This is a genomic window from Microcoleus sp. K1-B1 (genome assembly GCF_036704705.1).
Classification (GTDB): Bacteria; Cyanobacteriota; Cyanobacteriia; order Cyanobacteriales; family Microcoleaceae; genus Microcoleus.
Genome location: NZ_JAUBSH010000023.1, coordinates 14,462 through 28,895 on the forward strand (window position 1 = coordinate 14,462; position 14,434 = coordinate 28,895).

Annotated in this window: 12 protein-coding genes; 3 read left to right on the forward strand and 9 right to left on the reverse strand. The window is 45.0% G+C overall.

Annotated features, from left to right (window positions below; genetic code table 11):
• Positions 1-142 precede the first annotated feature (142 nt).
• On the reverse strand, positions 143-349 hold the full coding sequence (locus QUA83_RS11180; protein WP_333032811.1) for a hypothetical protein: 207 nt from the start codon (positions 347-349) through the stop codon (positions 143-145).
• 427 nt (positions 350-776) lie between these two features.
• On the opposite strand from QUA83_RS11180, the gene QUA83_RS11185 reads away from it, so the two are divergent.
• The 3 genes from QUA83_RS11185 to QUA83_RS11195 all read left to right on the forward strand — a co-directional run bounded on the left by QUA83_RS11185 (position 777) and on the right by QUA83_RS11195 (position 6,154).
• On the forward strand, positions 777-3,728 hold the full coding sequence (locus tag QUA83_RS11185) for a tetratricopeptide repeat protein (RefSeq protein WP_333293239.1): 2,952 nt from the start codon (positions 777-779) through the stop codon (positions 3,726-3,728).
• Positions 3,729-3,895: 167 nt separating this feature from the next.
• Positions 3,896-4,612 carry a Uma2 family endonuclease gene (locus QUA83_RS11190; RefSeq protein WP_333293240.1) on the forward strand — a complete coding sequence of 239 codons (717 nt, stop codon included), beginning with the start codon at positions 3,896-3,898 and terminating at the stop codon, positions 4,610-4,612.
• A 192-nt stretch (positions 4,613-4,804) separates the two neighbouring features.
• A complete protein-coding gene (locus QUA83_RS11195; protein ID WP_333293241.1) occupies positions 4,805-6,154 on the forward strand; it encodes a 16S rRNA (cytosine(967)-C(5))-methyltransferase in 1,350 nt (449 codons plus the stop codon).
• A 23-nt stretch (positions 6,155-6,177) separates the two neighbouring features.
• Here the strand turns inward: QUA83_RS11195 and QUA83_RS11200 are convergent, their stop codons facing one another.
• From QUA83_RS11200 to QUA83_RS11235, 8 genes are all read right to left on the reverse strand, one after another.
• Positions 6,178-8,781: a penicillin-binding protein 1A gene (locus QUA83_RS11200; protein WP_333293242.1), complete on the reverse strand. Its 2,604-nt coding sequence runs from the start codon at positions 8,779-8,781 to the stop codon at positions 6,178-6,180.
• A 239-nt stretch (positions 8,782-9,020) separates the two neighbouring features.
• Complete coding sequence (chlG, locus tag QUA83_RS11205) at positions 9,021-10,031, reverse strand: chlorophyll synthase ChlG (protein WP_333293243.1); 1,011 nt, start codon at positions 10,029-10,031, stop codon at positions 9,021-9,023.
• Positions 10,032-10,191: 160 nt separating this feature from the next.
• Positions 10,192-10,347, reverse strand: a complete 156-nt coding sequence (locus tag QUA83_RS11210) for a hypothetical protein (RefSeq protein WP_333293244.1) — start codon at positions 10,345-10,347, stop codon at positions 10,192-10,194.
• A gap of 77 nt (positions 10,348-10,424) precedes the next feature.
• Positions 10,425-10,616, reverse strand: a complete 192-nt coding sequence (locus QUA83_RS11215) for a DUF29 family protein (protein WP_333293245.1) — start codon at positions 10,614-10,616, stop codon at positions 10,425-10,427.
• A gap of 26 nt (positions 10,617-10,642) precedes the next feature.
• The gene (locus QUA83_RS11220; RefSeq protein ID WP_333293246.1) at positions 10,643-11,380 is read right to left on the reverse strand and encodes a helix-hairpin-helix domain-containing protein; all 738 of its coding nucleotides are present in this window, start codon (positions 11,378-11,380) and stop codon (positions 10,643-10,645) included.
• Between the two features lie 115 nt (positions 11,381-11,495).
• Positions 11,496-11,843 (reverse strand): NINE protein, encoded by a 348-nt coding sequence (locus QUA83_RS11225; RefSeq protein ID WP_333293247.1) that lies wholly within the window; start codon positions 11,841-11,843, stop codon positions 11,496-11,498.
• Positions 11,844-11,937: 94 nt separating this feature from the next.
• Positions 11,938-12,150 carry a hypothetical protein gene (locus QUA83_RS11230; RefSeq protein WP_333293248.1) on the reverse strand — a complete coding sequence of 71 codons (213 nt, stop codon included), beginning with the start codon at positions 12,148-12,150 and terminating at the stop codon, positions 11,938-11,940.
• 351 nt (positions 12,151-12,501) lie between these two features.
• A complete protein-coding gene (locus tag QUA83_RS11235) occupies positions 12,502-14,094 on the reverse strand; it encodes a CPBP family glutamic-type intramembrane protease (RefSeq protein ID WP_333293249.1) in 1,593 nt (530 codons plus the stop codon).
• Positions 14,095-14,434: the final 340 nt, after the last annotated feature.

A 14,434-nucleotide genomic window follows, 5' to 3' on the forward strand; every position in this document is an offset into this window, starting at 1 on the left:
ATTTTTTATATTTTTTCTTGTTCCCGGGCTCTGCCTGGGGACGCAGATTTGGAGGCTCTGCCTCCCGCGAGTCTAAGACTTGCGAGGCAGAGCCTCTGGATATCGATTCCCACGCAGAGCCGGGGAACCAGGAAACCAGTGATTATTTGTGTTTTTTGTTCAGGGTTTTGGTCAACTGAGTAATCGAGTTGAGCAAAGTTTGGGAAAAGTAAGCCATCGCAAAAATCACGGCTACTGCAACTCCTCCGTACATCAGTAAAGGCATGAAACCTCCAGTTTCAGGCGGTGTTGCCGAATCAGTTGGAGCCGTAGAAACCAGAATGACTTGGTTGGTGCTAAAATCAGACATATAAACTCCTTGGTCTGTACAAAGACCATAAAAATGGGAACTCGACGAGCGTTTCTGGTGGCAGCCAGTCGCTCTGAAAAAAACAAGCGATCGAAAGCGTCTCTAGTAACAGCTAGGGGCGCTTGTTTGCTTGTTAAGGGCAGTCTAACACTGCTTTGAAAAATATACCACAAATATCCTGCCCAAACTAGGGCATATTTTTTTAAACATATGGTAAATTAAACGTATATGTTTTTATAACATATGGGGAATTAGACGTATAAATTCTAAAAGCCTTGTCTAACAAGCATTTTCTCCTTCCCTGCTCTGCCTGGGGACGCTGATCCGGCGACTCTGCCTCCTGTTTTCCTCCGCAACCGACGAGGCAGAGCCTCTAGATATAGGTTCCCAGGCACAGCGGGGGAACCAGTTAAACCCAATAGATATTATGAAAAATACATTTATCTCTCGATTTACTCCTAGCTTGATGTCACCAGAAACCCTGGAAGCTATCTTAGTACAGCGTCACGCACTGGCAGAACATTTAGTAGAGCTAATTCGGGTGAGTGCCCTAACAGATAACAAGCATTTTCAACTACTAATAGGGCCGCGGGGTATTGGCAAAACGCACTTGGTTTCCCTGATTTATCATCGCGTTGCTAAGATGGAAGATTTGCAGGATAAATTGCTAATTGCGTGGCTGCAGGAAGAGGAATGGGGGATTGCGTCTTTTTTGGATTTATTGCGGGGAATATTCCGGGCAATTGCTAAAGAATATCCGGCAGCATATCAAGCTGAGTTACATGATGATGTTGAAAAGCTTTATGATTTGTCGCCGGAGCAAGCTGAATTTAAGGCCGCAGAATTGCTGAGAGACTTTGTTGGCAAGCGGGTGCTGTTGTTGATTGTCGAAAATTTAGAGGACGTATTTAGCGGGTTGGGGGATTTCGGGCAGAAGCAGTTGAGGGCGTATATTCAAAATTATTCATTTTTGACAATTTTGGCAACATCACAAAGCTTGTTTGATGGAGTCAAGCTCTCTAATAATCCTTTTTATGGTTTTTTTGATTTACATGAATTAGATGAGTTTAAGCTCGATGATGCTGTAGCTTTATTAAATCATATTGCCAAGTTAGAAGGGAATAGTGAATTAGCATCTTTTATTCAAAGTCCAACAGGGCGCGATCGCATTAAAGTTGTGCATTACCTTTCTGGTGGCAGTCCTCGCGTCTATATTGTTTTTTCGGCTTTTCTGATGACTCCTGAATCGCTAGATAAATTGGTAGAACCGTTCATGGAAATGCTGGATAGCCTCACGCCGTACTATCAGGATAAGATGAAATATCTTTCAAATCAGCAGCGAAAGATAGTTGACTTTTTGTGCGAGCGAGGTGGTGCTGCACCAGTAAAAGAAATTGCTAAACGCTGTTTTATTTCGCAGCGAACTGTATCTAGCCAACTTAAAGATTTGCGAGATAAGGGTTATGTCAAAATTGAAGAAATTGGACGGGAATCGTGGTATGAATGGCGGGAACCCTTGATGCGTTTTTGTCTGGAGGTAAAGAAGCAGCGAAATCAACCGATTCCATTAATTGTGGATTTTATTCGGGTTTGGTATACGCGGAAAGAATTGCAGCAGCGATTGGGATTGAGGATGGCGGATGTTGATTTGGCGGAGAAAGAAAGTCATTTTATGTATCGGCAAGGTTTGCAACCGATTCCACCTGATGCTGTGATGGAACGAGAATATTATACGCGGGCGCTTGAGGCTATTGAGAGAAATGAGGAAGACCCGCGTCTGAAGGCTTATTTTGATGAAATTGAAAATTGTATCGAACAGAAAGACTATGTTTCTGCTTTAGCATATGCGGAAAAATTGGTAACAAGTCGCGGCGAGGCAAAGGATTGGGTACAAAAGGAACGCTGCTTAAATAAACTGGAACGCTACGATGAAGCTTTGGAATGTTTAGACAAAGCTATTGAAATTGACTCCAATTATGCGATGGCTTGGGCGAATCGAGGCGATGTACTCGACAACCTCAAACGCTATGATGAAGCCTTAGTATCCTACGATAGGGCGATCAAACTTGACGAGAATGATCCGTGGCATTGGGCTAAGCGAGGTTATCTACTCAACAACCTCAAACACTATGAAGAAGCCTTAAAATCCTTTGATATGGCGATCGAACTTGACGAGAATGATCCGTGGGCTTGGGTTCAGCGAGGGGATGTACTCGACAACCTCCAACGCTATGAGGAAGCCTTAGAATCCTGTGATATGGCGATCGAACTTGACGAGAATGATCCGTGGGCTTGGCTTCAGCGAGGGAATATACTCGACAACCTCCAACGCTATGAGGAAGCCTTAGAATCCTGTGATATGGCGATCGAACTTGATGCCAATTATAAGTGGGCTTGGGCTACCAGAAGTAATGTACTCAACTACCTCGAACGCTATGAAGAAGCCTTAGAATCTTACGATAGGGCGATAGAGCTTGATGCCAATGATTCGCCTGTTTGGGTGTTACGAGGCAATGTACTCAAAAACCTCAAACGCTATGAAGAAGCCTTAGAATCTTACGATCGGGCGATCAAACTTGATGCCAATGATCGGTGGGCTTGGGCTTTCCGAGGCATTGTACTCAACAACTTAAAACGCTACGATGAAGCTTTAGTATCTTTTGATCGCGCGATCGAACTTGACCCCAATGATAAGTGGAATTGGGTTCAGCGAGGTCATGTACTCGACGACCTCAAACGCTATGAAGAAGCCTTAGTATATTACGATCGGGCGATCGAACTTGATGTCAATTATCAGTTGGCTTGGGTTTTACGAGGCAATGTACTCAAAAACCTCCAACGCTATGAAGAAGCTTTAATATCTTGCGACAAAGCGATCGAACTTGGTGATCAATCTTCATATGCCTTGTTCAACCGCGCTATTGCCCTTCTGGGATTAAATCATTGGGATGCAGGTATCGGCGCGTTATACGACGCATTCCAACGCCTAGAACCAGGCGAGGAAGCTTATGCAGAAGATGCCGATTTAATTATCCGCAACTTGTTCATCAACACGCACGATATACCGATATCTCAAACTCGCATCACCAGCCTGATTGCAGTTTACAAAAAATACGAATATCTCTCAGTTTTAGGACAGGGAATTGTGGGAAACATCCCCCTGCTAATGTCAGAAATGGTCAGCGACAAAGCGGCACGCACTTGGTTAGAATTGTGGCAAAAACTAACCAGCAAGTACGCAGAATTCCCAATTCCCATCCGCCTGCTGAATGCGGCAGTCCGCTATAAGGAAACAAAGGGCGACAGACGAGTTTTGCTAGAACTTGCCATAGAAGAACGCAATTTATTAGAACCATTGGTGTCAACAAAACCCGAATAAGTAAAACAGGACTTACGCACTCCGACAAAGAAACCGGGTTTTTTACCTAATCTTCGAGTACGAACGAAGTATTTTCGTAAAAAAAACAGGTTTCTGGGCCCCGTGGGTAAGTCCTATAAAATAGGTATAAAATAGAAATTGATGATACTAGCAAAGGACTCATCCCCATGACCGCAACAATTCCAAATAAAACCTCAGCAGAAATCATCTACCCAGACAGCGACGGCAAACCCATGTCAGACAATACCAAACAGTTTGAACTAATTGTCACCATTCAAGGTGGAATAGATGCCTTATACAAAGACAACGAAAATGTCTTTGTAGCAGGTGATTTGCTGTGGTATCCCGTGGAAGGAGATAACAAAACTCGCCAAGCACCTGATACGATGGTAGTGTTTGGGAGGCCGAAAGGTTACAGAGGTTCCTACCAACAGTGGCTTGAAGATAATATCGCCCCGCAAGTTGTCTTTGAAATCCTCTCGCCTGGAAATCGAATCGGAGCACTGTTTAAGCTGTTTAATTTCTACCAGGATTATGGAGTCGAAGAATATTATGTCTACAGTCCAGAGGATAATGAATTAATAGGTTGGCTGCGTTCCGATGGAAAACTCAACTATATTGAATTAATGGATGGTTGGGTGAGTCCGCGTTTGCAGCTCCGTTTTCAAACTGCATCGGGAGACTTGGAAATTTATCGGCCTGATGGACAGAAGTTTTTGTCTTATGTGGAGTTGTCAAGACAACAGGAATCAGCACAGCGACAAATGGAACTAACACAGCAACAAATGGAACAAGAACGGCAAGATAAAGAGTTAGCACAGCAAAAAGCCGATCGCCTATCCGAGAAATTGCGAGAAATGGGCATCAATCCCGACGAAATTTGAACAAAAAAGACCGGGCGGTTAAAACCGGGTTATTTTCTTCCGTCCGCAGAGGCGGATATGGTTTGTATAGGCGCGATTTCAATCGCCGTCTTATCTTTGTTTTTATAGATGCGATTTCAATCGCCGTGATTTCTATTTTTTATTTTCAATCCTCAAACAACCTATAATAACTTGACCTATCAGCAAGCCGCCATGCAAAATCCCCGCCAAATAGCTTTTCTCGCACTCCGCGAAGTCCACCGCCGAGGTGCATTCGCAGATGCCGCACTCGATCGCGCTTTCAGCAATTCTCAACTCAACGACCTCGATCGGCGTTTAGTGACAGAATTAGTTTACGGTAGCGTCAGGAGAATGCGATCGATCGACTTTATCATCGACAAACTAGCCACAAAGAAATCCTCCCAACAACCGCCCGAACTCCGCACCATCCTACATTTAGGCTTATATCAACTCGAATATCTCAACCAGATTCCCCCCTCCGCCGCCGTCAACACCACCGTTCAACTAGCAAAAGAAAACGGATTTTCAGGACTCAGCAGTTTTGTCAACGGTTTGTTGCGCCAATACATCCGTTTAACAGATAACAACTTAAACCCATTAACAGTTACGAATTATAAATCAACCGTCGAACGCCTAGGAATTCTGCACAGCTTCCCCGAATGGCTGGTAAAATTGTGGATAGAACAAATAGGCGAAACCGAAACCGAACAACTCTGTGAATGGTTCAACCAATCCCCCACAATTGACCTGAGAATCAATCCTTTAAAAAGCTCGATCGCCCAAATCGAAACCGCCTTCAAATCCCACAACATCTCAACTAGCAGAATCCCACACTTGCCACAAGCATTAAGACTAAATGGCAGCATCGGCGCAATTCAAAACCTCCCCGGATACAGCGAAGGTTGGTGGACAATCCAAGACAGCAGCGCTCAATTAGTCACCCATTTACTAGGGCCCCAGCCAGGGGAAACCATCATCGACGCCTGCGCCGCGCCAGGGGGAAAAACCACCCACAGCGCCGAATTAATGCAGGATGAAGGCACTATTTATGCCTGCGACAAAACCGCCAGCAGACTCAAAAAACTTAAAGAAAACGCCGACAGACTCCAGATGAAATCCATTAAAATTCATACCGGAGACAGCCGCCATTTCCCAGAGTTTGTTAACCTCGCAGACAGAGTTTTACTAGACGCACCTTGTTCCGGCCTCGGAACCCTCCACCGCCGCGCCGACGCCCGCTGGCGACACACGCCCGAAAACATTCAAACACAATCCCAATTGCAATCGGAATTGCTAGCAAATGCAGCGACATTTGTCAAGCCCGGTGGCGTATTAGTGTATGCAACTTGCACAATTCATCCCTTGGAAAATGAAACAGTTATTCGATCGTTCTTAGACAGCAATCCTCACTGGCAAATCGAACCGCCAACAATTGATTTACCAGTACAGCCATCACCCGAAGGATGGGTGAAAGTGTGGCCGCACAGACATCACATGGACGGCTTTTTTATGGTGAGGCTAAAGCAATTGAAAAAGGAGTAAAGTCCTTACTCCAAACCGATAGTTTAATATCCCGGTTCTTGATAAGCTGGCTCTTCATAAGCCGGTTCTTGATAAGCTGGCTCTTCATAAGCCGGTTCTTGATAAGCTGGCTCTTGCGGTGGGTAATACTTCGGTTCAGGATTGGGATTGTAAGGTACGATCGCACCATCCTCATTCACAATCATCCCCCGAATAATCCTCTTAGGCTCCACCGGTTTAGCCTTAATACTGCCTTTGCGGCCCTCCAACTTCGGCAACTTAGGAAACTTCTCTACCGGCATTCCCTTAACAATTTGACTCATAAAATCGCGCCAATTGTAAGCCGCCGTACCGCTAGTTCCCCAGGTGGGATAATTGTCATCATTCCCTAGCCAAACCCCAGTCACCACCTGTGGAATGTAACCAATAAACCACAAATCCCGGACATTTTCCGAAGTACCGGTTTTGCCTGCTACAGCGCGATCGTTTAAAGCCGCAGGCCCCCCCGTACCGTCTTGCACAACACCCTCCAACATCCAAGTAGTAATCGCAGCACTATCCTTATCCAAAACCCGCTTCGGTTTAAAATTAGCCTGATAAATCACATCTCCCCGCTGATTAATCACCCGCTTAATTCCGTGGGCTTCAATAAAATTCCCTTGCGCGGCTAAAGTACCGTAAGCATTGGTTAACTCCAGCAAATTCACCTCCGAAGAACCCAAAGCCAGGGAATAAATCGGACTCAATTTCGACTTAATTCCCATATCGTTGGCTACTTTGATCGCCGGTTCAAAGCCCACATCCATCAACACCTTCACAGCTACGACATTCACCGAACGTGTCAAAGCATCCGAGATCGATCGCCAACCGCTAAATTTTTTGCCATAATTATTCGGTTGATAGCCGTCGATAATAATTGGTTCGTCTTCGTAACCGTCATAGGGAGAAAAACCAGCCGCCATCGCCGCAGCATAAACCAACCCTTTAAACGTCGATCCGGGCTGCCGCAAAGCCTGCGTAGCGCGATTAAATTCACTTTCCTTAAAATTTCCACCTCCTACCAGGGCCTTAACTTCCCCAGTCTTAGTGTCCATAGAAACTAAAGCAGCCTGTTCAAAACCCTGACGGCGGCCATCAACTTCGATCGCATCTTTAACCACCTTTTCTGCTATTTTCTGCCACTTCAAATCCACCGTCGTCTCAACAGTCAAACCGCCAGCTTCCAAAGCATCCTGAGAAACATAGCGCGGCAATTCCTTCCGAATGTAACTAGCAAAATAAGGTGCGACTACTTTAAATCGCTTCGGCGGACTTGGTTTAACTGCGATCGGTTCCGCCATCGCCGCCATCGCCTCAGCCTCTGTAATTACATTCGCTTGCTGCATTTGTTGCAGCACAAGATTGCGGCGTTTCTTAGCAATATCGGGATTAACCAAAGGCGAATATTCGCTCGGTGCCGGCGGCAAACCCGCCAAAGTTGCCATCTCTGCCAAAGTTAATTTATCGACTGTTTTGCTAAAGAAAACCAAAGCTGCATCTGCCACTCCGTAGGCATCCGAACCCAAATAAACCAGATTTAAATATCTTTCTAAAACTTGGTCTTTACTCAACTCCCGCTCTATTTTCTGAGCTAAAAGAGCCTCCCGAACCTTCCGCCTAATACTTCTTTCCTGATTAAGAAAAACAACGCGAGCCAATTGTTGCGTAATTGTACTGCCGCCCTGCACTAAATCTCTCGCTATCAAATTAGAAACAATCGATCGCACAATACCTTGATAATCCACCCCGCGATGTTGATAAAAACGGCGGTCTTCTATGGCAATAAAAGCTTGAACCAAGAGTTCGGGAATTTCTTTAAGTTTCAGTTTATCTCTAGTTGCAGGCCCCGACTGTAACAAAATAGTATTATCTGCTGCCTTAATTGTCAGCGTTCCGTCGCGGTTAAAGGCTGACAAATCGTTAACATCCGGCAAACCTTTGTCTAACGTGTACAAAATCCATAAACCGTAGATTAAAGCGCCCCCGCCGATACTGGCAACACCTAAACTTATCCAAAATCTAGGACGACGGGGGATACGTTTTTTAGTTTTTTCCTGCGGTGCGCTATTTTCCGGCAGTGTGCTAATTTCCTGCGGTGCGCTATTTTCCTGTAGTGCCGTATTTCTCTGCAGTTCGGTGTTCTGCGATGCGCTATTATCCCGCAATTCGCTACTATCCGATTTGTGGGGTGATGTAGTTCCCAGCAAACTTAATCCCGGCCGCAACAATTCTTTGCCCTTGGTTTGCAAGCTGGTAACTTGAGGTTCAATTTCCAACCAAGCAATTAAGCGCTTCAATCCTTCCCACTCGCGCTTGACTATTGGATATCGAGCGTATTCTGGCTCTAAATATTCTGACTCTAAATATTCTGACTCTAAATATTCTGACTCTTCTAGAGGTGCAGCCTCTTCTGATACCACATACTCGGATCGCTCATCCCTTGTCCGTGTATAAAATTCCGCCTCGGATTCCGGCGAGTTGAGCTTATTGCCCTTCGCATCCTTCGGCGGTTCTCGATCGGAATTACCGCTTATTGCGTTAGTGACTTTGCTCAATGTATCTTTGATATTTGAGAAAAATTCTGCCACGATCAGACCTTCAAACCTCATCAAGTCCGATTAAAAATTAAAAATAAAAAAAGCTAGCCTTTTTAAATTCTTAATTTTTAATTCGACATTTTTTCTTGAATAACACGCTGCCTTGAATTAGATTTTTTGAATTAAAAAGTTTTTAATTCACAACTCAAAATTCAAAACTTTTCTTAACGCTGCAGAGCTTGGTATTTTTTTGAGAAGTGAATTAGATTTTTTGAATTCAAAATTTTTTAACTCAAACCTCAAAACTCTGCTTAACTCGCATGACCCAGTGCCAAGGCTGCTACCAGCATACCCAAAACCAGGAAAGGCTGAGCACTTGCCTGATATTTAACATCATTTTCCAGGGGATTACGCAAAAAGTACATATCCTGAAAAGTAATTTGGGGAATTATCAGCAGCAGCAGAATGACAGCGTAAAGGTTTTGGTGGATGCTGATCAGGTAGCCTGCAATCCCAGCTTGAAAGATGTCGATCATCAAAACGCAAATCCAAGCTGCAGTGCTGATGCCAAACATCACTGGTAAAGATTTTAACCCTAATTGCCGATCGCCCTCAACACTTTTGAAATCATTGACGATCGCAATTCCCAGACCTGCCAAACTGTAAAACAGGGTCAAAATCATAATCGTGGGATCTAGTGTACCAAACAAAGCTTGACCCGCCCACCAAGGCAGGGCAATGTAGCTAGCACCTAGGGCATAATTTCCCAACCACCCATTCTGCTTAAGTTTCAGCGGGGGCGCAGAGTAGATATAAGCTAGAAACGCGCCGCCGAGAGTCAAAACAGTCATTATCGGGAATTCATGACCCGCCCACAAGTCTAGAGCATAAGCCACCCCAATGCCAGCCGCTAATAATACCAATATTTGCGTTACTACTTGGGGAATCGAGATGATACCGGAGGGAATCGGACGGTAGGGCTCGTTAATGGCGTCGATTTCGCGATCGTAAAAATCGTTCAAAGTTTGAGTGTACCCGGTCAACAACGGCCCTGACATCAACATACAAGCTGCTGCGATCAAGAAATTCTCTAGGTTCCAAACATAGTTTCCAGAAGACGCCGCCCCGCACACCACGCCCCAAATTAGGGGAATCCAGGTAATCGGTTTCATCAATTGCAAGCGAATCTTCCAGATGGAAGTTTCCCCGCTAGCGGCCCCTTTCATGCCCAACAGTTGCCGAGTTTTGGCAGTGCGGTTTTCGGTAGCAGCACTTTCCGGTGCAGCTTCTGGGGAGATTTGGGATGGAGGAGAGTCAGACATAATTTGATGTTAGCGGTACTGCTACTATTGTGTCGTTTTGCATTTCAATAATAATTCAGATAGCTTACCACTGATATTTAAGGCAGATTCTTGAAAACTTACCCGGGTTTGGAGTTGATGCTAGGGAAAAGTACGAGTTTCACAATATATTGAGATATCATTATTTTGTGTAAATGTCAAGAGGATAAATATTTTTTTTTATAATTTCGCTGATCCCGCCTGCTGGGGGAGATTTTTGCCAGCCAGTGCATTTAATGTCAATTCCCAGGAGGCGATCGAGTTTTTTGCCATAAGCTAATCCGCATTTAAATTGCATAGTAAAATAAATCTTTCCCTTTTTGGGGTGGGCATCCTGCCAGCCCTCAACATACAAATTAAATGCACAACAGCTTACTACCCTTGAATCATCTCATCTGGCAGAAACCAGCAGCAGAAAGTCAATATGTCTTCTATTTCTGCAATCAGATTTTCCCAATCAATGTTTGAATAATCGCGAACCCGCAACTTTTCCACAGTGGTTTCAATCGCTCTCAGGTAATCTGTATCATATAATTTTTGTCGGTCAACTTCTAATTTTGTTGTCATAAGCTGTTCGTGCTAACAACTGCAAATTAACAAATATGGCGATAGGAATCAAAAGGCAGTCCCGTCCGCCGCTTGACTTCTACAACTGATTTGTAAGCGCCTTTTCTCTGCCTTTCTCTAACTATTTTTTCCGCAACATATCTATCTAAACCGCTGGCGATTAACTCTTCGGGCGAAAGAATATTTAACCGTTTCCAAGTAAACTGCAATTCTTTTTGATAATTGTAGCTGAAGCAAATCATCGGGGCGATGCGTCTGACGTGACTTTCGGGAACTCCGGCTATTTCTGATAACTCTTCGGCGTGGGTAAAAATGTAGCCTTCGTTTTGCAGAGATTCAATATCGTTGGCGTAGACGATCGGCAAACCCAAGATTCTGACCATATCGTCTTTGGTACACTCGTTAATATCTATTTTGCCGCGCACGTTTGCCAATTCTTCGGCATTCGTCGCGCTTGCCGGAACCAGTAAACCTCTGGGTGCGGTTTTGATGAGATAGCGCTTTTTCAAACTAAAAGCAGTGACAATTTGAGCAATCCAAACGATCGTACCCAAATTAGTTGAAGAAGATACCGCGAGTGCTGCTAAAGTAATGCCAACACCCCATCCCATCCAACTACGAATATTTGACTTTTGGCCTGCATAGGCGATCGCCAATCCGCCGAAGTAGGGAATAAAAGCATACCACACCCATTTGGGAGTTTGACGCAGCCAGTATAAATCTTGAGACACTTTAATTTTATCCTTAAATAGCTGTGATCTCACACTTACTTATTTCCCTCCCACTTTTTTAATAGTGGGCTTCCTTCTTGTTCCTTCTGCCATCGGACTGACATCCGTTACATCCGTTACATAATCCGTTGCCGAACTTCTTTCTTAATTACAATTCTCGGAGCAGTTTTTGGCGTTTTTCTTCATATTCTTCGGCCGTAATTGCGCCCATATCGTAAAGTTTTTTCAATTCGCCGATCGCCCCTGTTACATCTTTTGCCGATCTGAGGACATACCCAGACGGCAACGTGCCACCATTGTACTGAACCTGAAAAGCTTGTTCCGACATCAGCAGCAGGCCGATAAAATCGAAAAATGCGAGCACGAACGGAATTAATGTCCAAGAAAATAGCAAGTATAATACCCCTGCTAAGCTATTGCCCAAATAAAATTTGTGAATTCCCAAAGGGCCTACAAAGAAAGCTAACACAACTGCTACGCTTTTATCTTTTACCATTTTTACTTTCCCCAGTTTTTTATTTTAACTTCCGCGATCGAATTTCAATGCACGACCTTGAACGATCGAGCTAAGTAATGGTACTAATTTTTACTCATTTATTTGGGTTTTTGCGAAACTTAGACATCGCAAAATACAGCAGAACAATACCGGCTTGAGCTTGTAGAATAACCAAGTAGCCTCTCAAGAAATAATTTAGTTCGCTGCCTGAATTGAGAGAAAATATTAAAATGCCCAAGGCTGCGTAGGGTGCGAAACGCATCCAACTCGGCGTTCCCTCTAAGTTGTGGCTGTTCAAATTGCTCATGGGTTTAAGCCTCATCCTAAATTAAAATTTAGCTATAAATTAGCCGGATTGTCAACTTCCGCTGGGTGCGATCGCCCGCGTGAGTCTCTCAATCATCAGCCGACAAGATATTACTTCCATGTTAAACCCTGTTTTTCCGCTAAAGTAAGGAACCGGGGCGGGTCTATCTGGATCTGTGGCTAATATTACAGATTAATGTGAACCCGCCCCTATGGGAGTTCCGGTTATTTTACCGGCCTAGATATCAGGGGCGCAGCGAACAGCCTACTGCTGTTTTTGGCAAGAGTCGATCGCCCGCACGAAAACTGTCAAAAAACTCGGTTAATTCACAATTATTAACAACCGCCGGAATTAACTCGCGCCGCCGCCCAAAAGAAACAGACTCAGGAGAGTACCGCTATTCCAAAGACTGTGGAGAAGCATAGGAGCAAGTAGATTGCGCGATCGCGTGTACACAAACCCCAAAACTGCACCCAAAGTCGCCAAAGGCAGAATCTCAGACACACTCAAGTGAGCCACAGCAAACAAGAAAGCAGAAGCTGCAATCGCCCCCGAAACAGGCAAATAGCGAGTCAGAGAAGGCAGTAGAAATCCCCGAAACACGATTTCCTCAAAAACCGGAGCGGCGATCGCAGCAGTGCCGAAAAACACCGCCAAAGCCACGTTGTCCCTACCTTCGAGAACGATCGGCAAAATCGGATTACTGCCACCTTGTCCCTGCCACAATTGCTGATTGATCAGCGACACCAAAACTACCAAAGGCAAAGCAACAAAATAGCCGCCAAAACCCCACAAAAACCAACTTCCCCGCCAATTAATCCGAAACCAACCTTCCGGCAAAGGCAAAAAAGACTTGACCGAAAAATACAGTACCGAAAGCCCCCCAGCCGACAGCAACAAATAAGTAGCAAAGATATAAAAAGCCTTCTCGCGCGGGTCAAAAGTAGCAGGATTGAGTTTTAAAACACCCAGAGAAACAGGCAGCAACAAATAGGGAATCAAGATTTGGCCGACAAAGAAAAAGCCGACCACCAGCACCTGCCAAACAATCTCACCATCCCAAGGCACATCCCAAGTCAAGCTCGCATTTCGCGCCAACAGCGGGCCGGAACCTGCTGTATCTAACTGCTGCCGCTGCAACAACCACTGCACGGTCAAACCAACCAACAAAACCGTGCCAATACAAAGTGCGATCGCCGGAACGCCCACTATAATTGCCAACTTTTCTACAGCTTGCTGGGCCGTTACTTGCTCTGCTGCTTGCAGCGCCGCCAGTTCTTTAGAACGTTCTTGCAGCTTGTAAAGTTGAGCGAGAGCGCGATAGCGAAACCAGCCATCCAAAGACTTTTGAATGCGCGGCTCGGCATCCGGCAGCAGTTGAGCCGGATTGCTCCAAATCCCCGTTAAAACTTGAGCAGTTACCACCGAAGAATCGTCATCACTTTTAGTTTTGTAGCGCTCAACTAAATTTGTCCAAGTTTGGAGAGCCGCCTCAGTTTTGCCACTGCTTGCCTGCAAAATTCCCAATCGCAAGTCAAGTTCGTTTAGCAGCACTGACTGTTGATTTATCGACTCTGACAAAGCCTTATTTTGAGCCTGATTCAGAGTATTATCAGCCGACTTGGAGGCGATGGTAGACTGAATTACTTTAACTTGTGATTGACTTGTTTCGAGAGTTTTGCGAGTCGAGTCTCGCGCTTCTTGATATTGCGTCAAAGCCGTATTTAAAGGATCTGCACCGACAATATTGTTGCGCGCCGAACTTAAATTAGCACTCTGATTATTTTCTCCTTGCCACTCCGAGGCGTGCAGCAGCAAATTTGTCTGGTAGAGTTCCAGCCTGCTTTGAATTTGCGGCTGATTCCAACTAGCAAGTAAAGATAAACCGACCACGGCGATCGCGATCGCCGTTAAAATACCTAAAATAACCCGCTTCAGTGTCATTACTGCTTTTCCGTCCCGCGCGAATCCGTGGCTAAATCTTTTCCGTCTTTAATCATAGGTCGTTGCAGACGAGAGTATCCCGACAACTGGTAAAATTTCACTGGCTCATCTTTTTGACTCTCCTCAACAAGACTTACGCCACAAATCCTCGCTCCGCCATGTATGCGTAAGGTGCGTACCATTGGTGTTAACTTAACGTCAAACCCAGTTATAGACTGATGTTGGACTATTAAGACCAGATCCCCCCTAGCCCCCCTTCATAAGGGGGGGGACAGGAGTCTTCTCAAAGTCCCCCAACAACCAGGGGGATTTAGGGGGATCTAGACTTTGCCTAAAAGCG